The following is a 19,722-nucleotide window of genomic DNA, read 5'->3' on the forward strand; positions in this document are numbered from 1 at the left end:
GGCGCCGCACCCGCGCGGGCGCCCCGGCCGAGGCGACGTCCGCGGCCCCGGAGACCCGGGTGGCCCAGGTGACCCAGGCGGCCCCGGTGACCCCCGAGGCCCCGGTGACCCCGGTGGCCGAGGAGCCGGCCGAGCCCAAGCCGCGCCGCCGCACCCGCAAGGCGGCAGCCGAGTCCGTGGAGACGGCCGAGGGCACCGAGGCGAAGCCGCGCCGCACCCGCAAGGCCGCCGCCACGGAGCCCGAGCCGGCCGTGGCCGACGCCGCGGAGCCCAAGCCCCGCCGCCGCACCCGGAAGACTGCCGCGTCCGCCGACACCGCGGCAGCCCCGGAGGCGACGGAGCCCAAGCCGCGCCGCCGCCGCACGACGAAGGCCACGGCCGCCCCGGCCGAGGCCTGACCTCAAGACAAGCGCCCCCGCCACCTCGTAGGAGGTGGCGGGGGCGCTTGTCTTCGGTGCGCAGCACATTTCTTGGGTACTCAACGACCGCGCCGATCTCCCGGAGCGCACCATCGCCGTGGTGCGGACGATCATTCCGTGCGCCGAGGAGGACAGGGGGATGAAGTCGGCCGCGGAACAGCGGGGTGGCCTCAGGCCGGTCCGGGCGCCGGCCAGTCGAGCGCCTCGCACGCCTGCAGCACCGCTTCCTCCGCTGTGAGCCGGGCCCCGTGCTCGAACGCCTCAGTGAAGGCGGGGCCGCCCAGCAGCGCCCGTGCCGCGGCCGTGACACGGTCGACGTCGCCGCGCTCGGCGGGCGGCAGCGGGGCGCCGACACCCCGGCGGGCCGCGTCCGCCGCGCCGAGCAGCAGGGCCGCGCAGCCGGCGGCCCGGCCCGTGCCGCGCAGGGCCGCCGCGCCCGACAGCCCTTCCAGGGACAGCGCGAGCGCGCGCGGCTCCGCGAGGGAGCGGGCGACGTCCAGGCCGCGCAGGTGGTGGGCCGCGGACAGGTCGGCGTCGCCGCGCAGTTCGGCGACGAAGCCCAGTTCGGCGTGGAGGAGATGGTCACCCGCCTCCGACGACACCTCCGCGTGGCCGTCGCGGATGCGCAGCAGGTGCGCTTCGGCGCTGTCGAGGTCGCCCGAGCGGCGGGCGCCGAGCGCGAGGCCCATCTCCGAGTGGATCTCCCCGTACCTGTACCCCTGTTCGGCCGCGATACGGCGTGCCTGCTCGTGCAGGTCGCGGGCCCTGTCCCAGTCGCGGGACAGCAGCGCCAGGCGGCCGAGCCCGGACAGTCGTGCCGACACCTCGGCCTCCAGGCCCAGCTCCCTCGCTATGCGCAGGCCATCCTGCTGGCGGCGTGCCGCTTCGTCGTAGTCGCCCTTGATCTCGGCGAGCGCCGCGAGCGGCGACACGGTCTGCAGCTCGCCCCAGCGGTCGCCCAGTTCGTGGAAGAGCGCGGCGCTGCGCAGGCCGTCGCGGCCGAGTCCGGTGAGGTCGCCGTTGACCAGCGCGAGCGTGGCCCGCAGCCCGAGCGCCGCGGCGACACCCCACTGCTCGCCCTCCCCGCTGAACAGGTCGAGGGCCTGGGTGTTCAGCGCGTCGCCGGCCGCGGCGTCGCCGGCGCTGAAAGAGCCGTACGCGCAGAGCCACAGGGCGCGGGCCCGGCGCACCGGGTCGGGGACGGCGTCGGCGGCCGCGGTGGGGTCCGGCTCGGTGCTGTCGCCAGTGAGGAGCGCGAACGCCGCGTACAGCAGGGCCAGTTCGGCCGCCGGGTGCGTGCCCGTGGCCAGCACGGCCGCCAGGGCCCGGCGGGCGTCGGTGAGGCGGCCGCGCAGCAGCCACCACCAGGACAGGGCGGTGGCGAGCCGCACCGCCTCGGCGGACCGCCCCTCGGCCGCCCACCGGATCGCCTCGTCCAGCGCGGCGCGGAGGTTCCCCGCCTCGGCGTCCAGGCGGGCGAGCCATTCCCGCTGGCCCGCGCCGCGCAGCCGGGGTTCGGCGCGCTCGGCGAGCGCGAGGTAGTGGCGCAGATGGCGGTCGCGTACGGCGGCGAGGTCCTCCATCTCGTGCAGGCGCTCCGTCGCGTACGCGGCGACGGACTCCAGGAGCCGGTAACGGGGCCCGGCTGGTCCGTCCACCACGACCACGAGGGACCGGTCGACGAGGCGCGTGACCAGGTCGAGCACGTCCTCACGGACGACGCCGTCGCCCGCGCAGGTGGCCTCGGCGGCGTCCAGGTCGCAGCCGTCGCGGTGCACCGCGAGGCGGCGCAGGACGATGCGTTCGGGAGCGCTGAGCAGCTCCCAGCTCCAGTCGATCACGGCCCGCAGGGTCTGCTGCCGCGCGGGTGCCCCGCGCTGCCGGGAGGTCAGGACCCGGAAGCGGTCGCCCAGGCGGGCCGCCAGCTCCCGTACGCCGAGGGCGCGTACACGGGTGGCGGCGAGTTCGAGTGCGAGCGGAATGCCGTCGAGGCGGCGGCAGATCTCGGCGACGGCTTCGCGATCGGCCGGTGCGGGGCCGCACAGGTCGCGGGTGAATCCGGGCGCGGAGGCGGCGGCGCGCTCGGTGAACAGCCGTACCGCGTCGGCGGTGCCGAGCGGCTCGACCAGGAACACGGCCTCGCCCGCCACTCCGAGCGGCTCCTGGCTGGTGGCCAGCACCCGTAGGGCGGGGGCGGTGCGCAGCAGCAGCCCGGCCAGTTGGGCGGCCGCGTCGACGACGTGCTCGCAGTTGTCGAGGACGAGGAGGATACGGCGGTCACGCAGGGCGGCGGCGAGCCGGTGCGCGGGGGACGGGCCCGCGGCGCCGGTACCCGCGCCCGGCAGCGCGGAGGGCGCGTCGTCCCGGATCCCGAGCGTGGCGGCGACGACCTGGGCCAGATCGGCGAGGGTTCCGGAGCGGAGGCCGGAAAACTCCACCAGCCAGACGTCGCCGGGAACTCCCGCTGCGCTGAAGGGCGCCGCGCCCGCCGATCCGGCGTTGAACGCTTCAGCCGTGGCCGCCCGGGCCGTGGTCGCCAGGGCGGTGGCCGCCGCCACGGCGAGGCGGGTCTTGCCGACGCCGCCGGGCCCGGTGAGCGTCACCAGACGCGCGCTGCCCAGGAGCCCTGAGAGCTGCGTGAGGGCCTCGTCGCGGCCGATGAGGGGGGTGAGCGGAACCGGCAGGTTGGAGTGGGGGCAGGCCGCCACCGGGTTCAGTGACGGCGTGGCGCTCGTGCCCTGCACGGCCGACGGACGGGCAGGACCGGCGGCCCGATCGTCCGCTGCGGGCCGGGACACCGTGGTCGCGGCGGCCGGTACGGGAGTGAACATCGCCGGGGCGCCCGAGGAGTGGGCCAGTTCCGGGTCTTGGCGGAGCACCGCCCGGTGGAGCGCACCGATCTCGGGCCCGGGGTCGACGCCCAGTTCCTCGGCGAGGCGGATGCGCAGGTCCTCGTACGACGCGAGAGCCTCGCTCTGACGGCCCGTCAGATAGAGCGCCCGCATCTGTACGGCACGCAGCCGCTCCCTCAGCGGGTGCCGGGTCACCAGGTCCGCCAGCTCCCCGGCGAGCAGGACATGGTCCCCGGCGGCCAGGCGAGCCTCGGCCTGTTCCTCCATGACGGACAGCCGCTGCTCCGCGAGGCGGTGCGCGGGTCCCCGTACGAACGCGTCGTCGGCGAAGTCCGCGTAGGCGGGCCCCCGCCACAGGTCGAGGGCCTCGGTGAGCAGTGCCGCCCGGGCCACAGGGTCCCGTACGGGTCTGGCCTCGGCGACGAGGGCACGGAAGCGATGGGCGTCGACCTCGTCGGTCTCGCGGTCGATCCGCAGCCGGTAGCCCGGGCCCTGCCGCACGACGCGGTCCCGGCCCAGTACCCGGCGCAGCTGGGAGACCTTGGCCTGGAGCGCCCCCGCCGGCTTGCCCGGAGGCTCGTCGCCCCACAGGTCGTGGATGAGACGGTCCGCTGAGACCGGCTCCCCGTCGTACGCGAGCAGGGCCGCGAGCAGGGCCCGGACCTTGGCCTCGGGGACCTTGACCGTCTCTCCCCCGTCGCCCCACACCGACAGTGGCCCCAGCACACCGAACCGCATGCCGGCAACCGTACATGTCCGGGTGTCCTGCCCTGGTCCCGCCCGGCACCGCGCGTACGCGGCCGTCCACGGGCCGTCAGCGGGCCGTCAGCGGACCCGAAGTCCCACCGAAGCCGCACCCCGCACAGTCGTACACGCCGGGCCCGCGCGCCCGGCAGCGAAAGACGCCAGGAAGGAGCGGCAGGCATGACCAGGTACGCGGGTCGAAGGGCCGTGGTCGTGGGCGAGGCCACAGAGATCGGTCTGGCCGTCGCCAAGCGCCTAGTGGAGGGTGGTGCGGAGGTCCTGCTGACCGCCCCCGGCCCGGAGGAACGTGCCCGCGCCAGCGCCGAACTGGGCTCCGCGGCGCGGGTGATCGCCCCGATCACCGACGCCGGGCTCGTGTCCGGTGGCGATGAGGGCGGCGAAGGTCCCGACACCTTCGACTTCCTGTTCGCCGACACCGTAGCGACGGCGCGTCTCCTGCTGCCCGGGCTCAGGGACGGCGGCGCGGTCGTGCTCACCTCACCCGCCCCGTCGCCTGCGGCCGTGCAAGCGCTCGCCATCGAGTTGGTCTCGCGCGGTGTCCGTGTCAACGCCGTCGCCCCGGGCTGTATCGCGTCGCCGTCGCGCGACGCGGCGCGACTGCCGCCGCTCGGCCGGCTCGGCTCCGCCGAGGAGGTGGCCCGGGCCGCACTGTTCCTGGCGATGGACGCGACGTTCACGACGGGCGCCCGCCTCCCCGTCGACGGCGGCCTCGGCCGGCCGTGACCGGGGCGGCCCCGGCCGAAGACCGCCCGGCCCACCAGCCGCCGGCCGCCGCACTCGCCGGCCACACCGTGCAGGACGCCGGCCACACACCCTGTGCGAGCGGAAGCATCCCCGTCTCCCTGAAGATCCGGAGCTCACGATGAGTACCTCACCCGAAACGGCCACCCGCGCCGCGCCCGATGGGCGCGGCGGGCGCCAGGAGCAGCAGAAGCTCCCCCTGTTCGCCCTGCTGGCCCTCTCCACCGCCGTCTTCGTCACCAGCCTCACCGAGACTCTTCCCGCCGGTCTGCTGCCCGCGATGAGCGGCGGCCTCGGCGTGAGCGAGTCCGCGGCCGGCCAGACGGTCACCGTCTATGCGATCGGTACCGTCCTGACCGCTATCCCGCTCACCGCGGCGACCGCCACGTGGTCACGCAAGCGACTGCTGCTGACGGCCATGGGGGGCTTCGCCGTCGCCAACACCGTCACGGCCCTGTCGTCCGACTACAGCCTCACGATGGTGGCGCGGTTCGTAGCGGGAGTCGCGGCCGGTCTCGCCTGGGCCCTGCTCGTCGGGTACGCGCGCCGCATGGCCCCCGTCCCGCTGCAGGGCAAGGCCATCGCCATCGCCATGGCGGGTATCCCGGTGGCGCTCTCCCTCGGCGTACCCGCCGGGACGTTCCTGGGCACGGTGCTCGGCTGGCGGGCGGCGTTCCTGTCGATGACGGCACTGACGGTGGTGCTGCTCCTGTGGATCTTCGTGGGCGTGCCGGACCACCCCGGGCAAGAGCGGGGGGAGCGGCCGAAGATGCTGCGTGCGCTGCGTGTACCCGGGGTGTCGCCGGTGTTGTTCGTCGTGCTCGTCTTCGTCCTGGCCCACACGATCCTGTACGCGTACATCGCGACGTTCCTCAACGACCTGGGGATGGTCGACGACACCGACCTTGTGCTGCTCATCTTCGGTGGCGCCTCGCTCCTGAGCATCTGGATCGTGGGCGCCCAGATCCACCGGCGGCTGCGCACGCTGACGATCGCCAGCACACTGCTGGTCGCCGCGGCGGCGGCACTGCTCGCGGTCGTCGCCGACAACACGGCGCTGGTGTACGTGGCCGCGGTGCTGTGGGGTCTCGGCTGGGGCGGCGTACCGACGCTGCTGCAGACGGCCGCCGGTGACGCGGGCGGTGAGGCGGCGGACGCGGCGCAGGCGATGCTTGTGACGCTGTGGAACGTCGCCATGGCGGGTGGCGGTGTCGTCGGCGGCGTACTGCTCGACGTGATCGGTACGGAGTCCTTCCCCTGGGCGGTGCTGCTGCTCATGGCGCCGGTCCTCGCGGTGGTCCTCCTGGCCCGCGACCACGGCTTCCCCGCCAAGCGGCCCGGCGCCTAGGCGTCGTACGACCCCGCCCCGCCGGCGATCCGCCCGCCGCGGGGCGGCATGGCCGGCTGCCGACCGCACCCGAGCCACGGCGTGGCCTTCGCGACCACGGTCCGGTTCGTCTCGCCCACCCCGCCGGCCTGAGCGGACGCGGCCGGCACGCGCGGACCCCGGACCGGCCGACGCCGGCTCAGGCCTGCGACGCCGGGGCGGCGCGTCGTGCCGGCGTCGCCGGGCCGGTGGGGTCGTGGGGTCGTGGGATCGCTAGCCTCGGGGTATGAGTCGGCCGCCTACGTTTGTTCCGCCCCCGTGTGCCCGGGCCCGCGGTCTTCGCACCGCTCGCGGGGAGTTCGCCGTGCTGGACGCGGTGCCGTCCGGAGGAGTCCGGGGCACCGCGCTCCTGTTGCCCGGGTACACCGGCAGCAAGGAGGACTTCATCGCGATGCTGGAGCCCCTCACCGACGCCGGCTACCGGGTCGTCGCCGTGGACGGGCGCGGGCAGTACGAGACACCCGGCCCCGGGGACCAAAGCGCTTACGCCCAGTACGAGTTGGCGCTGGACGTGCTCGCGCAGGCGCGGGCCGTCGGGGAGTCCGTGCATCTGCTGGGGCACTCCCTCGGGGGGCAGATCGCGCGGGCCGCCGTCCTCACCGACCGCTCCCCTTTCGCGTCGCTCACGCTTCTGTCCTCCGGGCCCGCCGAAGTCGCCCCCGCACAGCGGGAGAAGGTCAAGCTGCTCAGCGACGCCCTCGGCGTCATGGACATGGAGCAGGTCTGGCAGGCCATGCGCGCCCTCGACCCGCCGGAGGACGCCGACGACCCGGGCGCGCGCGGCGACCGCGAGGACCTGCGGCGGCGGTGGCTGCGCCACGACCCGGCGCAGCTCCTGGCGACGGGCCGTCAGCTCGTCACGGAGCCCGACCGGGTCGCGGAACTGGCCGCGCTGCGCCCTCCGCTGCCGGTGCACGTCATCTCGGGCGAGCGCGACGACACCTGGCCCGTCCCGCTGCTGGACGCCATGGCCGAGCGGCTCGGGGCGCACCGCAGCCGTATCGCGGGCGCCGAGCATTCGCCCAACACCGACCGGCCCGGCGAGACGGCCGCCGCCGTCGCCGCCTTCTGGGACCGGCACCCGGTCAGGCCTCAGTAGCGGGTCCCCGCCGCCGGCAACCCGGGCGAAGCGCGGACGTAACAGGCGTCGACGACGATGGCATGGGTTGAGGGGGCACTCGCCTCCCTTTACCCCTCATTAGTTAGTCACTCGAAAAATTTCGTTAGCGTAGGGAATGTTTAAGGGGTGCAGTTCGTTGCACCCGTACAGAGACGCGAACACAAACGCACATCGACGAAGGGAGAAGCCCATGCGCTTCGAGATCATGCGACTGGACGACGTCGACGGCACCGCCGTGGACAGCACCGTCGTGGACGCCGCCTCCGTCAACCGGATCGTGCAGCAGGCCGCCTCGATCGGCCAGCGCATCTACATCCGCCCGGCCGAGGCCCCCGTCTCGTAACGGGCCGGTCAGGCGCCCTGGATCGTCTGCGTCACGCCGTTGATGATCTGCTGCACGGCGATCGCCGACAGCATCATCCCCGCGAGCCGGGTCACCAGCACCACACCGCCGTCCTTGATCACCCGGATGATCACCAGCGAGTAGCGCATGGTCAGCCACAGCACCACGTGCATCGCGACGATGGCCGCCCACACCGAGACCTGCCCGCCGAACCCCTCCGCGTGCTGCACGGCGAGGATGACCGACACGATCGCGCCGGGACCGGCGAGCAGCGGCATGCCCAGGGGCACCAGCGCCACGTTGACGTCCTTGGTCTGCTTCGGCTCGTCGGTCTTGCCGGTGAGCAGATCGAGCGCGATGAGCAGCAGGAGCAGTCCGCCCGCGATCATCAGGGCGGGTACGGAGACGTGCAGATAGGCCAGGATCTGCTGGCCGAGTATGCCGAAGACGGTGATCACGCCGAACGCGACGGCGACGGCCTGCCAGGCCATCCGGCGCTGCACCTTGGTGGCGCGGCCGGAGGTCAGGGCGAGGAAGATCGGCGTGATCCCGGGGGGATCCATGATGACAAAAAGGGTCAGAAAGAGTGAGCCGAAGAGGGCAGCGTCGAACACAGTGAGGCCTTGCGGGTGAGGGTCGTACAGAAGCGACGGATGAACAGGGCAGGGTGGGGCGGAAGGGGCGGCGTAGAGGGAGAGGCGGCGGAGCGGGCCCGGGTGGACCTCCGTCCGCCTTGCCGCTACCGCCGTCCGCCTGTGCCCATCACCGGGAACGCGCCCGTCGCGCGGCGCGTGATCTCGCCGTAGATCTCGGGGTCGGTGGTGAAGTCCCCGAGCCGGCAGGTCTTGCGGCTGCCGTGGTAGTCGCTGGAGCCGGTGGTCAGGAGCCCCAGCTCGGAGGCGAGTCCGCGCAGCCGGGCGCGGGTCGGCTCGTCGTGGTCCATGTGGTCGGTCTCGATGCCGTCGAGGCCGTACGCCGCGAGGTCGGCGATCACCGAGTCCGGCACCGTCAGCCCGCGCTTGGCCGCGCCGGGGTGCGCGAAGACGGCCACGCCGCCCGCCGCCTTGATCAGGCGGATCGCCTTGAACGGGTCCAGCTCGTGCTTCTCGACGTACGCGCGGCCGCCGTCGGACAGCCACTCGGGCGTGAAGGCGCCGGAGACGTCCGGCACGACGCCCAGCTCGACCAGGGCCTGTGCGATATGCGGGCGGCCGACCGAGCCGTCGCCCGCGATGACCGCGACCCGCTCCCATGTGATCGGCACGCCCAGCTCCTGGAGCTTGCCGACGATGGCCCGGGCGCGCGGCACCCGGTCGTCGCGCACCAGCTCGCGCTCCCGCGCCAGCTCGGGCTCGTCCGGGTCGAAGAGGTACGCCAGCATGTGGACGCCGACGCCGTCGGTACGGCACGACAGCTCGGCGCCGGTGACGAGCGTGAGCCCCTCGGGCAGCGCCGCGAGCGCCTCGGCGTGGCCGCGCGTCGTGTCGTGGTCGGTCAGCGCGACGACGTCGAGCCCGGCGGCCGCGGCGGCCCGCACCAGCTCGGCGGGGGTGTCCGTACCGTCCGACGCCGTGGAGTGGGTGTGCAGATCGATGCGCACGACACGGACTCCAGAGCTCGCGGGACGGACAGGGGACAGTCAAGAATAACCGCCCCCGCACACCCGGCCGTCCGCCCCGTGCCCGCGCCTCCGGTCGGCCCGCCGTCCACCCCCGTGCCCGCGCCTCCGGTCGGCCCGCCGTCCGCCCCGTGCCCGCGGTCGTCCCGGCCTCCGCCGACGCCCCGTCGTCCGCCCCGTCTCAGGACAGCAGCCGGGGCGACAGCGCGCCGCACGGTACGAGGTCGACCTCGGCGCCCGCCTCACGGAGGTCCGCCATGACGATCTCGTCGTACAGGAGGAGGCCCGCGTACTCGGGCCAGGCGATGGCCCACAGCCACAGGCCGCGCGCCTCGCCCGCGAAGACCGCCCGGTCCTCGGGGGTGCCGCCCACGTGCCACAGCGGGGTCGGGCGGCCGGCCGCCAGGACCTTGGCGTGCGGTGCCTTGTCGAGGCACAGGTGGGGGCCCGGGTCCGGGCCGTCCAGGCCGGCGTACCGGGCGCCGAGGCCGACGCCCAGTTCCTCGGCGATCAGCAGCAGCTCGCCCACGCCCCCCAGCGGCCCCGGCCCGGAGCACGCGACGGCGGTGGCGCGGCCGCCGCTGCGGTCGTCACCGGCGTACGCGATGCCCGTGAACAGCCAGCCGACGGGCAGCGGCCACGGCATCCAGACGGGCACATGGGCCCGGGCCACCACCACCTGGAGCGCTTCGACGCTGGGCGGCACCACCGGCTGCAGCGGAAACACGGGACCGTGCACATCGCACTGCCAGCGGTCGGCGAAGAGGCCGGGCGGCCGGACCCGACGTCCGCACTTCGGGCAACTGGGTTCGCCCCTCATAGCGTTCAACGGTCCTCCCCCACCGTCCCCGCGTCAAGGACGATCACCCGTCCGGTGTGCCGAACAGCACATCCGGATCCGCTCACTCCAGGGGGACTCCCGCGCGCAGCGGGTCGCGCAGGTCCGTGCCCGCCGCCAGCCAGCGCTCCTCCAGCGCCTGGGCGCCGTGCACCCGCTTCCACGCGGCCTCGTTCGGCGTCATCGGCAGCAGCGGCAGGAACCGCACCGGCTCCATGCCCTCGCCGGGCCCGCCCGGCTCGTCCAGCTCCAGGTCCGGCACCAGGCCGCCCGGCTCCGCCACGAGTACGGAGGTGAACGGGGCGCCCGGCCAGAGCGGCTCGCCCACGTCCAGGGACGCGCCCGGGGCCACGACCACGCCCTCCACCTGCGGCGACGCGGCCAGCACGGCCAGCGGGCGCAGGACCTTGTCGGTGTCGGCGGCTCCGGCCCGCACGGTCAGGACCAGCTCCGCGCGCGGCCCCTTGACCGGGTCGGCGACCACCGACGTGGGGTCGGCCATGGGCTGCGCCGACATACCGAGCGTGGCGTACCGGACCACCGGGTGGCCCTCGCCGTTCTCGGTGTCCGTGAAGCGCAGTACCTCGATGCGGTCCGTGCCGAGGAACGTCACCGAGGCCCTGGCGTCCGGTTCACCGAGCGCCGCCCTGAGCCGCGCCTCGACGAGCGCGAGAACTTCTGCCATGCGGCGAGCATAGAGTGCGTATCGAACGGGCAAAGTAAGGGATTGACCCTTGGTCGGCTGATAGTGTGGGCCGCCGGTCGGGACGGCATGCCCGGGGGTACACCCTCCAGGAGAGTGCTTTCCGGTTCCGACGACACGTCATCCCCCACGGGGGACCGGCCGGAGGAGGTGGGGCTGCGGTGGATCGAAGTCGACCGTGCAGTACCAGCCGCTCTTCCGCGCCGCACAGGCCGCGCCGGCCGCGCACATCGCGCGCACGCTGACTCCCGCCCGTACCACCGTTCCGTACGGGCGTTCGAGGCACGGCATCGATGCTCGGCCCCCATGGCACCCGCGCTTGACGGAAGAGCACGTCGTCCCCGCCTCCCCGTGGGCCTCTTCGCAGGCTCATCTGTAGGCCCATCTGTAGCGAACCGCGAACACCGTCACCGCGACCCGGTGCCGCCCGCTTTGCGGACGTACGCGCTCCACGCACCAGCGACGTCCCCATTCCGGGCTGTTCCACTCCTCGCAGACGGCTTCCTGCGTGAAGGAGTCCGCCATGTCGATGATCCGTGACCTGCGTGCCGCCGTCCGGCCGTCACTGCGCAAGCGCACCGCCTCCGGCTACCCGACGTACACCGCGTACGACGCCACCCGCGACCCGTCGGCCTCCACGGCCGTCGTCGACTGCGCCGTCTACCGCGACGGGCGGCGGCTGAAGGAGGACGGGACGCTCACGCCCCGCGAGGCGATGCGGCGCGTACGCGACGGCGGGGGCGGCTTCGCGTGGATCGGACTCCACGAGCCGACGGAGGCCGAATTCGCCGGTATCGCCGCCGAGTTCGGACTCCACCCGCTGGCCGTCGAGGACGCGGTGCACGCGCACCAGCGGCCGAAGCTGGAGCGGTACGACGACACGCTGTTCACGGTCTTCAAGACCATCCACTACGTGGAGCACGCCGAACTCACCGCGACCAGTGAGGTCGTGGAGACCGGTGAGGTGATGTGCTTCACCGGCCGGGACTTCGTGATCACCGTCCGGCACGGCGGCCAGGGCTCGTTGCGCAACCTCCGGCACCGCCTGGAGGCCGACCCGGAGCTGCTCGCCAAGGGGCCGTCCGCCGTCCTGCACGCCATCGCGGACCATGTCGTGGACGGGTACATCGCGGTCGCGGACGCCGTCGAGATCGACATCGACCAGATCGAGATCGATGTCTTCTCGCCGCCCGCGAAGGGCAGCACACGCGGCGCCGACACCGGCCGGATCTACCAGCTCAAGCGTGAGGTGCTGGAGTTCAAGCGGGCCGTGTCCCCGCTGATGCGGCCGATGCAACTGCTGAGCGAGCGGCCGATGCGGCTGGTCGACCCGGACATCCAGAAGTACTTCCGGGACGTGGCCGACCACCTGGCCCGGGTGCAGGAGCAGGTCGTCGGCTTCGACGAGCTCCTCAACTCGATCCTCCAGGCCAATCTGGCGCAGGCGACGGTCGCGCAGAACGAGGACATGCGCAAGATCACCTCCTGGGCGGCGATCATCGCCGTGCCGACGGCGGTGTGCGGCGTGTACGGGATGAACTTCGAGCACATGCCGGAGCTGCAGTGGAAGTACGGCTACCCGATGGTGCTCACCGCCATCATCGGCACCTGCTTCGCCATCCACCGCACCCTGAAGCGCAACGGCTGGCTGTGAGCGCGGCGGTCGCCTGCCGGCGCGGCGTGGTGCGCTGGCTAAGCTGCGGGCATGACTGACGACCCGCTGCTCGGCCTCGCCCTCGTCGAGGAGGCCACCAAGAAGTCCGCACTCGTCTGGGTGCGCGGCGACGGTCCCGCGCAGGCGCTGTGGCACGTGTGGCTGGACGGTGCCGCGTATGTCGTCGGTGACGGGCCCGGTGAGCAGCCGCTGCCGGGCGGTCTCGTGGACGGGGAGGTCGCCGAGGTGACCGTACGCAGCAAGGACAAGGGCGGCCGGATCGTCGCGTGGACGGCCGACGTCAGCGAGCCGGCGCCGGACTCGGACGCCTGGCGGGCGGCGGTCGACGAGCTGAAGGGCAAGCGGCTGAACGCGCCGGACGCCGAGACGATCAGCGACCGCTGGGCGCGCGAGTGCCGGGTGCTGCGGCTGACCCCGCGCGACGCGTCCACCGACCTGCCGGACGGCTCGCTGGCCGCGGTGCCGCTGCCGACGGGCGCGACGACCCGGCGGCCGGCCCCGGCTGCGCTGCCCCGGCTGCTGTTCCGGCGCCGCCGGAAGGGCTGAGCCCCGCCTCCCCGCCTCGGTCGCCTCAGTCACCTCAGTCGCTGGTACGGGGCAGCTTGCCGCCGTAGTCGAGCGTGTCCTCCTTGGCGGGCTCGTCCAGCGGGAAGTCCCTGTTCCAGTCGGTCAGGACGACCACGCCACCGCCGCCGCCCCGCGCGAACCGCAGCGGGTACGGGGTGCCCTCCAGGGACACGTCCAGCGTGCCGCCCGCGCCGTTCGCGCCGCCCGCGACCTTGATCGTGCGGGTGCCGGAGACCGCGTCGCGGCCGCCCTTGGCGACCTCGCCGTGCAGCGTGAGCAGCCCGCGGAGCAGCACGTTCATCTCGGTGAAGCCGCGCAGCTGCTTGTACGAGGGGTCGTCCTGCGGCACCTTCACGTACTTGCCGTCGAGCTTCTCGGCCGCCTGGATGTCCTCCTTGCTGGGCTCGCCGGACCCGCTCGACCCGCTGGGCTCGGCGGAGCTGCCCGAAGATCCGGAGCCCTCGCCGTCGCCCGAGCTCTCCGCGTGCCGCCAGAAGGCCGCGCCCGCCTTCATGTAGAGCGCGTCACCGATGCGCAGCAGCTCGAACGTGGAGTTCTTGGTGGCGACCGACCCCGTGGCCCCGGCGGTCTTGAGGCGCATGTTCAGCTTGTAGGTGACGCCCTTGCTGACGAGCGTGCCCGAGAGCCGTACCGCCTTGGCGGCGCCGGCCGCCGCCTGGGCCTTGGACTCGATCTGGGTGGCGGTGAGCTTGCCGACTCCGTTGGTGCCCTCGTCCGGGTCCTCCGCCGCGCAGGCGCTCAGTGCCGCCACCAGTCCGGCGCAGAGCGCGACGGGGAGGGCGGTACGACGGGCACGCGAAGCCGGGGGGAGAGCTGTCACCTGCGCTGCCTCTCGAATCTCACCGTGGGGGATGGCAGACCGCAGCGTACCGGGGCCGGATCGCGTAATCCGCACAGCGCCGTACGGACTCCCTGCCTGGCCGACCCGAACCATGGCGAGCTAGCCTGTACCCCCACATTCTTCGCATAAGTGGTGTGTATCAGGACATCAGGCAGCGGCAGAGGAGGCGCTCGGCATGGTGGCAGGCGTCGCCCGGGTCTTCGTCTCGCACCTCGCCGGGGTCGCCGTCTTCGATCCCAACGGCGACCAGGTCGGGCGGGTGCGCGACCTGGTGGCCATGCTGCGCGTCGGGCGCCGGCCGCCCCGGGTGCTCGGCCTGGTCGTCGAGGTCATCGGGCGGCGCCGGATCTTCCTGCCGATGACCCGCGTGACCGGTGTCGAGTCCGGCCAGATCATCACGACCGGCGTCCTCAACGTGCGGCGCTTCGAGCAGCGGCCCACCGAGCGGCTCGTCCTCGGCGAGCTCCTGGACCGGCGGGTCCGGCTGGTCGACGGCGGCGACGTGGTGACCGTCCTGGACGTGTCGATGCGGCAGCTCCCGGCCCGCAGGGACTGGGAGATCGACAAGGTCTTCGTGCGCAGGGGCGGGGGCGGGGCGCTGCGCCGCAAGGGCGAGACGCTGACGGTCGACTGGTCGGCGGTCACCGGCTTCTCGCTGGAGGAGGACGGGCAGGGCGCCGAGAGCCTGCTGGCCACGTACGAGCGGATGCGCCCGGCCGACCTGGCGAACGCCCTGCACCACCTGACCCCCAAGCGGCGCGCCGAGGTCGCCGCCGCACTCCACGACGACCGGCTCGCCGACGTACTGGAGGAGCTGCCCGAGGACGACCAGGTGGAGATCCTGGGCAAGCTGAAGGCCGAGCGTGCCGCGGACGTCCTGGAGGCCATGGACCCGGACGACGCCGCCGACCTGCTGTCGGAGCTGCCGGAGGACGAGAAGGAGCGGCTGCTGACCCTGATGCGCCCGGACGACGCGGCCGACGTGCGGCGGCTCATGGCGTACGAGGAGCGCACGGCGGGCGGGCTGATGACGACCGAGCCGATCGTGCTCCGCCCCGACGCGACGGTCGCGGACGCCCTGGCCCGGGTGCGGCAACAGGACCTCTCCCCCGCGCTGGCCGCGCAGGTGTACGTGTGCCGGCCGCCGGACGAGACACCGACGGGCAAGTTCCTGGGCACGGTGCACTTCCAGCGGCTGCTGCGGGACCCCCCGTTCACGCTGGTGTCCGCGATCGTGGACACGGACCTGGAGCCGCTCCCCCCGGAGACCCCGCTGCGCGACGTGACCAGCCATCTCGCCGCGTACAACCTGGTCGCGGCGCCGGTCGTGGACGACAGCGGGTCGCTGCTGGGCGCGGTGACCGTGGACGACGTACTCGACCACCTGCTGCCGGAGGACTGGCGCGAGACCGAGTTCGAGCCGCGGTCCGAGGGCGAGCAGAGGGGCGGCCATGGGGCCTGAGCGCAACCCGGAGCGCGGCTCCCCGCTCGACCGGGTCGTGCGGCGGGACCGCGAGCGGGCCGCCGACCGGGAGTGGACGGCCGCGCGGGACCGCGTCGCCGGCCGGGAGTGGGCCGTCGCGCGGGAGCGCACCCCGCGGGTGCGGCTGGACCAGCCGCTGGACCAGCCGCGCGTACGGCGCCCGAGGCTGCTGCCCGAGTACGACCCGGAGGCCTTCGGGCGGCTGTCGGAGCGGATCGCCAGGTTCCTGGGCACGGGGCGGTTCATCGTCTGGATGACGGTGTTCATCATCACGTGGCTGATCTGGAACATCACCGCGCCGGACGCGCTGCGCTTCGACCCGTACCCGTTCATCTTCCTGACGCTGATGCTGTCGCTCCAGGCCTCGTACGCGGCCCCGCTGATCCTTCTCGCGCAGAACCGGCAGGACGACCGTGACCGGGTCAACCTGGAGCAGGACCGGGCGCAGAACGAGCGGTCGATCTCGGACACCGAGTACCTGACCCGGGAGATCGCCGCGCTGCGCATGGGCCTCGGCGAGGTCGCCACGCGTGACTGGATGCGCTCCGAGCTGGAGGACCTCGTACGGGCGCTGGAGGAGCGCGGCGCCGTATTCCCGCAAGCGGGCTCGGCACGGAGTGACGAAGGCGACCGCTGACGGGCTTTCCGGGGGGCACGGGGAGCGCCGTACCATCGTCCGTATGACGACGGAAGACGCGGTGCGCGACGCACTGGCGACGGTGAACGATCCCGAGATCCATCGACCGATCACTGAACTCGGCATGGTCAAGTCTGTCGAGATCGGCGCGGACGGGGCGGTGGCCGTCACCGTCTATCTGACGGTCTCCGGCTGCCCGATGCGCGAGACGATCACGAAGAACGTGAGCGAGGCGGTCTCCCGCGTCGAGGGTGTCACCCGCGTCGATGTGACGCTGGACGTGATGAGCGACGAGCAGCGCAAGGAGCTGGCGGCCGCGCTGCGCGGCACGACCGCCGAGCGCGAGGTGCCGTTCGCGAAGCCCGGCTCGCTGACCCGTGTGTACGCGGTGGCGTCCGGCAAGGGCGGCGTCGGCAAGTCGTCCGTGACGGTCAACCTGGCGGCGGCGATGGCGGCCGACGGGCTGAAGGTCGGTGTCGTGGACGCCGACATCTACGGTCACAGCGTGCCGCGCATGCTCGGTGCGGACGGCCAGCCGACCCAGGTCGAGAACATGATCATGCCGCCGTCCGCGAACGGCGTGAAGGTCATCTCGATCGGCATGTTCACGCCGGGCAACACGCCCGTGGTGTGGCGCGGCCCGATGCTGCACCGCGCGCTCCAGCAGTTCCTCGCGGACGTGTACTGGGGCGACCTGGACGTGCTCCTCATGGACCTGCCGCCGGGCACGGGCGACATCGCGATCTCGGTGGCGCAGCTCGTGCCGAACGCGGAGATCCTGGTCGTCACGACACCGCAGCAGGCGGCGGCTGAGGTCGCGGAGCGGGCCGGTTCGATCGCCGTGCAGACGCACCAGAAGATCGTGGGTGTCGTCGAGAACATGTCGGGCCTGCCGTGCCCGCACTGCGACGAGATGGTCGACGTGTTCGGCTCGGGCGGCGGCCAGAGGGTCGCGGACGGGCTGACGCGGACGACCGGGGCGACGGTGCCGGTGCTGGGCTCCATCCCGATCGACGTACGGCTGCGGGAGGGCGGCGACGACGGCAGGCCGGTCGTCCTGACCGACCCGGAGTCCCCGGCGGGGGCCGCGCTGCGGTCCATCGCGGGCAAGCTGGGGGGACGCCAGCGGGGCCTGTCGGGCATGTCGCTGGGGATCACCCCGCGCAACAAGTTCTGAGCCGGCCCTCACACGCAGGAGGGGCTCACGTCGAGCCCCTCCGGCGTTTGCTACGGCTACGCGTAGGCGTCCAGGTCGGTCACCACCGAGAAGCCCAGGCCGTACGCGCTCATCCCCCGCCCGTACGCGCCCAGATGGACCCCTCCGGGTGTCGCACCGGCGAGCACCCAGCCGAACTCGGACTCGCGGTAGTGGAACGGGCGCGGCACGCCGTCCACGGGCAGCGAGAGCGTCGTCCAGGCGGTGCCCTCCAGGTCGTCGGCCAGCTCGAACGCGGTCTCCGTCTGCTGGTCCAGCCAGTCGTCACGCAGCGCGTGGTCGAGCTGGGCGGGCCAGGTGTACGCCAGGAGGCCCGAGCCGGCCAGCCAGGCCGCGGAGGACACGGTGGTGGCGTCCAGGACGCCCGTGCCGTCCCCCGTACGGCGTACGGGGTTGGCGGCGACGGTGACGACGACCGCGAAGCGGGTCCGGTCGGGGCCCGCGCCCTCGGGCCGTATCGTCGGCTCTTCGCCGTGGCCGGTCGAACCGTGCTGGACGGTGCCGTCCGCCGCCGTGCCGACCTGCATCAGCCAGCGCGGCCCGGTGAACGCCTCGTCCAGCCCGTACCAGGGGAAGGAGGCCCGCAGATATCCGTCCATGGTGCGACGGGCGGCGGGCACCCCCTCGGACGTGGGTGTGGTGCTGGGCGTCGGCTGCGCCTGTGTCCGCGCCCCCACCCGACTCGTGGTCTCCATCTGCCCGGCCGCCTCCTCGATCCGTTCGGACAGAGGGAGAGGATATCCACCCGGGAGGGCCTCTTCCGGAATGCCGGTACCGGGGTGACTCAGGTGGCGTCCGCGTCGAACGGGGGCCGTTCGCTCAATTCGGGCGTATCGCGCTTCTTGAGGAGGTCGGGCGTGGAGGAGCCGGAGGAGGCGGGCGCCGGCGCGGCGGCGGTGCCGCCGGCGCTGCCGCTTCCGGCGGTGTCCGCGGCGGTGGTGGTGCCGCGCACGGCGTCCGCGACCTCGTTGATCTCCTTCTTGAGGTCGAAGCTGCTGCGGAGCTCGTTGAGCTCCTTCAGATCCTGGTTCTCCGTGAGCTGCTTGCGGATGAACGTCTTCGGGTTGAGGTCCTCGAACTCGAAGTCCTTGAACTCCGGTCCGAGTTCGCTGCGGATGTCCTGCTTGGCGCTCTCGGAGAAGTCCCGGACCCGGCGGATGAAGCGGCTGACGTCCTGGATGACCTTGGGGAGCTTGTCGGGGCCGAAGATGAGCACGCCAAGGATCACCAGCGCCACCAGCTCGAGTGCGCCTATGTCACTGAACACCTTGTTGCTCCTCCTCCGGTCATCCGGTCCCGCTCCAAGGTACCCGTTCACCGAGCGGTGACGGCACCGTCGTTCAGCACTTCATCAGCCGTTCAGCCGTCGGCCGAGGAGCCGAGTGTCAGGGTCTTGGCCTGCTCCGTGCCGCCGCGTTCCAGGGTGAGGCGGAGTTCGTCGCCGGGGCGGTGGGCGCGGATCTTGATGATCAGCTCCTCGCCGCTGTGCACGCGTTCGCCGTCGACCTTGGTGATGACGTCGCCGGGGCGGACGCCGGCCCGGGCGGCGGGGCCGCCGGGGGTGACGGAGGGGCCGCCGTCCTGGGCCTTGGCCGCGACGCGGGCGCCGTCACCGGTGTACTTCATGTCGAGGCTGACGCCGATGACGGGGTGCGTCGCCTTGCCGGTGTTGATCAGCTCTTCGGCGACGCGCTTGCCCTGGTTGACGGGGATGGCGAAGCCGAGGCCGATGGAGCCGGCCTGGCCGCCGTCGATGCCCGAGCCGTTGCCCGCGGCGCGGATGGCGCTGTTGATGCCGATGACCCGGGCCTGCGCGTCGAGCAGCGGGCCGCCCGAGTTGCCGGGGTTTATGGGGGCGTCGGTCTGGAGGGCGTCGACGTAGCTGATGTCGCTGCCGTCGCCCTTCTCGCCGCCCGCCGTGATGGGCCGGCCCTTGGCGCTGATGATGCCGGACGTGACGGTGTTCTGGAGGTCGAAGGGCGCGCCGATGGCGACGACGGGGTCACCGACGCGGACGCTGTCGGAGTTGCCGAGCGGGAGTGGGGCGAGGTTGGACACGCCGGTGACGCGGACGACGGCCAGGTCGTAGCCGCTGTCCTTGCCGACGAGGGTGGCCCTCGCGGTCTCGCCGCCGCTGAAGGTGACGGTGATGTCGCCGGTGGTGCCGGCGGAGTCGACGACGTGGTGGTTGGTGAGGATGTGGCCGCGCTTGTCGAGGACGAAGCCGGTGCCGGTGCCCTGTTCGCCGCCGCCGCTGACGTGGAGCGTGACGACGCTGGGCAGGGCGCGGGCGGCAATGCCCGCGACGCTGTCGGGTGCGCGGCCGGCGTCCTCGGCGGCGGGCTGCGGCAGCTCGACGGTGGTCAGGCCGCCGTTGCGTTCGACGTACGCGCCGACGGCGCCGCCCAGGACGCCGGTGACCAGCGCGAACGCGAGCGCCCCTGCGAGGGCGAGCCCGCGGCGCGACCGCTTGGCGGGCGGCCCGCCACCGTCCCC

The 19,722-nt window shown here is 73.3% G+C and carries 18 protein-coding genes and 1 pseudogene; 10 read left to right on the forward strand and 9 right to left on the reverse strand.

Annotation, left to right across the window (positions count from 1 at the left end):
- A pseudogene (locus HTZ82_RS11295) lies at positions 1-398 on the forward strand (DEAD/DEAH box helicase); the annotation flags it as partial.
- Positions 399-589: 191 nt separating this feature from the next.
- On the opposite strand, the gene HTZ82_RS11300 reads toward HTZ82_RS11295, so the two are convergent.
- A complete protein-coding gene (locus tag HTZ82_RS11300; RefSeq protein ID WP_175409207.1) occupies positions 590-4,009 on the reverse strand; it encodes a BTAD domain-containing putative transcriptional regulator in 3,420 nt (1,139 codons plus the stop codon).
- A gap of 186 nt (positions 4,010-4,195) precedes the next feature.
- Here HTZ82_RS11300 and HTZ82_RS11305 point away from each other — a divergent pair, with 186 nt between their 5' ends.
- The 4 genes from HTZ82_RS11305 (at position 4,196) to HTZ82_RS11320 (ending at position 7,627) form a co-directional block, all read left to right on the forward strand.
- Complete coding sequence (locus tag HTZ82_RS11305) at positions 4,196-4,759, forward strand: SDR family oxidoreductase (RefSeq protein ID WP_175409208.1); 564 nt, start codon at positions 4,196-4,198, stop codon at positions 4,757-4,759.
- Between the two features lie 139 nt (positions 4,760-4,898).
- A complete protein-coding gene (locus HTZ82_RS11310; RefSeq protein ID WP_175409209.1) occupies positions 4,899-6,125 on the forward strand; it encodes an MFS transporter in 1,227 nt (408 codons plus the stop codon).
- A gap of 265 nt (positions 6,126-6,390) precedes the next feature.
- A complete protein-coding gene (locus HTZ82_RS11315) occupies positions 6,391-7,263 on the forward strand; it encodes an alpha/beta fold hydrolase (RefSeq protein ID WP_175409210.1) in 873 nt (290 codons plus the stop codon).
- 211 nt (positions 7,264-7,474) lie between these two features.
- Positions 7,475-7,627: a hypothetical protein gene (locus HTZ82_RS11320; RefSeq protein ID WP_175409211.1), complete on the forward strand. Its 153-nt coding sequence runs from the start codon at positions 7,475-7,477 to the stop codon at positions 7,625-7,627.
- Between the two features lie 8 nt (positions 7,628-7,635).
- Here HTZ82_RS11320 and HTZ82_RS11325 read toward each other — a convergent pair whose 3' ends face one another.
- The 4 genes from HTZ82_RS11325 to HTZ82_RS11340 form a co-directional block, all read right to left on the reverse strand.
- Complete coding sequence (locus tag HTZ82_RS11325) at positions 7,636-8,241, reverse strand: MarC family protein (protein ID WP_175409212.1); 606 nt, start codon at positions 8,239-8,241, stop codon at positions 7,636-7,638.
- A 125-nt stretch (positions 8,242-8,366) separates the two neighbouring features.
- Positions 8,367-9,227: a PHP domain-containing protein gene (locus HTZ82_RS11330; protein WP_175409213.1), complete on the reverse strand. Its 861-nt coding sequence runs from the start codon at positions 9,225-9,227 to the stop codon at positions 8,367-8,369.
- Between the two features lie 199 nt (positions 9,228-9,426).
- On the reverse strand, positions 9,427-10,065 hold the full coding sequence (locus HTZ82_RS11335; protein ID WP_175409214.1) for a DUF6758 family protein: 639 nt from the start codon (positions 10,063-10,065) through the stop codon (positions 9,427-9,429).
- An 82-nt stretch (positions 10,066-10,147) separates the two neighbouring features.
- Positions 10,148-10,768, reverse strand: a complete 621-nt coding sequence (locus tag HTZ82_RS11340; protein WP_175409215.1) for a suppressor of fused domain protein — start codon at positions 10,766-10,768, stop codon at positions 10,148-10,150.
- Between the two features lie 541 nt (positions 10,769-11,309).
- On the opposite strand from HTZ82_RS11340, the gene HTZ82_RS11345 reads away from it, so the two are divergent.
- The gene (locus HTZ82_RS11345; RefSeq protein WP_175409216.1) at positions 11,310-12,440 is read left to right on the forward strand and encodes a magnesium and cobalt transport protein CorA; all 1,131 of its coding nucleotides are present in this window, start codon (positions 11,310-11,312) and stop codon (positions 12,438-12,440) included.
- A gap of 51 nt (positions 12,441-12,491) precedes the next feature.
- Positions 12,492-13,007: a hypothetical protein gene (locus tag HTZ82_RS11350; protein WP_175409217.1), complete on the forward strand. Its 516-nt coding sequence runs from the start codon at positions 12,492-12,494 to the stop codon at positions 13,005-13,007.
- Positions 13,008-13,041: 34 nt separating this feature from the next.
- On the opposite strand, the gene HTZ82_RS11355 is transcribed toward HTZ82_RS11350, so the two are convergent.
- Entirely contained in the window at positions 13,042-13,869 is an 828-nt protein-coding gene (locus tag HTZ82_RS11355; protein ID WP_175409218.1) for a hypothetical protein, read from the reverse strand.
- Positions 13,870-14,065: 196 nt separating this feature from the next.
- On the opposite strand from HTZ82_RS11355, the gene HTZ82_RS11360 reads away from it, so the two are divergent.
- The 3 genes from HTZ82_RS11360 to HTZ82_RS11370 are packed head-to-tail and all read left to right on the forward strand — an operon-like array spanning position 14,066 to position 17,187.
- Positions 14,066-15,352 carry a magnesium transporter MgtE N-terminal domain-containing protein gene (locus HTZ82_RS11360; protein ID WP_175409219.1) on the forward strand — a complete coding sequence of 429 codons (1,287 nt, stop codon included), beginning with the start codon at positions 14,066-14,068 and terminating at the stop codon, positions 15,350-15,352.
- Positions 15,342-16,010, forward strand: a complete 669-nt coding sequence (locus tag HTZ82_RS11365; protein WP_175409220.1) for a DUF1003 domain-containing protein — start codon at positions 15,342-15,344, stop codon at positions 16,008-16,010. The genes HTZ82_RS11360 and HTZ82_RS11365 overlap by 11 nt, the downstream gene beginning before the upstream one ends.
- Before the next feature lie 43 nt (positions 16,011-16,053).
- Positions 16,054-17,187: an Mrp/NBP35 family ATP-binding protein gene (locus HTZ82_RS11370; RefSeq protein WP_175409221.1), complete on the forward strand. Its 1,134-nt coding sequence runs from the start codon at positions 16,054-16,056 to the stop codon at positions 17,185-17,187.
- A gap of 56 nt (positions 17,188-17,243) precedes the next feature.
- Here the strand turns inward: HTZ82_RS11370 and HTZ82_RS11375 are convergent, their stop codons facing one another.
- From HTZ82_RS11375 to HTZ82_RS11385, 3 genes are all read right to left on the reverse strand, one after another.
- A complete protein-coding gene (locus HTZ82_RS11375) occupies positions 17,244-17,921 on the reverse strand; it encodes a hypothetical protein (protein WP_375540800.1) in 678 nt (225 codons plus the stop codon).
- An 89-nt stretch (positions 17,922-18,010) separates the two neighbouring features.
- On the reverse strand, positions 18,011-18,493 hold the full coding sequence (locus tag HTZ82_RS11380) for a sec-independent translocase (protein ID WP_175409222.1): 483 nt from the start codon (positions 18,491-18,493) through the stop codon (positions 18,011-18,013).
- A 92-nt stretch (positions 18,494-18,585) separates the two neighbouring features.
- Positions 18,586-19,722 (reverse strand): S1C family serine protease (locus HTZ82_RS11385; RefSeq protein WP_175409223.1); only part of this gene is annotated, 1,137 nt, incomplete at its 5' end.

The organism is Streptomyces sp. TRM64462, from assembly GCF_013362995.1.
GTDB lineage: Bacteria > Actinomycetota > Actinomycetes > Streptomycetales > Streptomycetaceae > Streptomyces.

Bases quoted from the DNA above. Each gene is read 5' to 3' on its own strand.
- HTZ82_RS11300 (WP_175409207.1), bottom strand. From the start codon at position 4,009: ATGCGGTTCGGTGTGCTGGGGCCACTGTCGGTGTGGGGCGACGGGGGA.
- HTZ82_RS11305 (WP_175409208.1), top strand. From the start codon at position 4,196: ATGACCAGGTACGCGGGTCGAAGGGCCGTGGTCGTGGGCGAGGCCACA.
- HTZ82_RS11310 (WP_175409209.1), top strand. From the start codon at position 4,899: ATGAGTACCTCACCCGAAACGGCCACCCGCGCCGCGCCCGATGGGCGC.
- HTZ82_RS11315 (WP_175409210.1), top strand. From the start codon at position 6,391: ATGAGTCGGCCGCCTACGTTTGTTCCGCCCCCGTGTGCCCGGGCCCGC.
- HTZ82_RS11320 (WP_175409211.1), top strand. From the start codon at position 7,475: ATGCGCTTCGAGATCATGCGACTGGACGACGTCGACGGCACCGCCGTG.
- HTZ82_RS11335 (WP_175409214.1), bottom strand. From the start codon at position 10,065: ATGAGGGGCGAACCCAGTTGCCCGAAGTGCGGACGTCGGGTCCGGCCG.
- HTZ82_RS11340 (WP_175409215.1), bottom strand. From the start codon at position 10,768: ATGGCAGAAGTTCTCGCGCTCGTCGAGGCGCGGCTCAGGGCGGCGCTC.
- HTZ82_RS11345 (WP_175409216.1), top strand. From the start codon at position 11,310: ATGTCGATGATCCGTGACCTGCGTGCCGCCGTCCGGCCGTCACTGCGC.
- HTZ82_RS11350 (WP_175409217.1), top strand. From the start codon at position 12,492: ATGACTGACGACCCGCTGCTCGGCCTCGCCCTCGTCGAGGAGGCCACC.
- HTZ82_RS11360 (WP_175409219.1), top strand. From the start codon at position 14,066: ATGGTGGCAGGCGTCGCCCGGGTCTTCGTCTCGCACCTCGCCGGGGTC.
- HTZ82_RS11365 (WP_175409220.1), top strand. From the start codon at position 15,342: ATGGGGCCTGAGCGCAACCCGGAGCGCGGCTCCCCGCTCGACCGGGTC.
- HTZ82_RS11370 (WP_175409221.1), top strand. From the start codon at position 16,054: ATGACGACGGAAGACGCGGTGCGCGACGCACTGGCGACGGTGAACGAT.
- HTZ82_RS11375 (WP_375540800.1), bottom strand. From the start codon at position 17,921: ATGGAGACCACGAGTCGGGTGGGGGCGCGGACACAGGCGCAGCCGACG.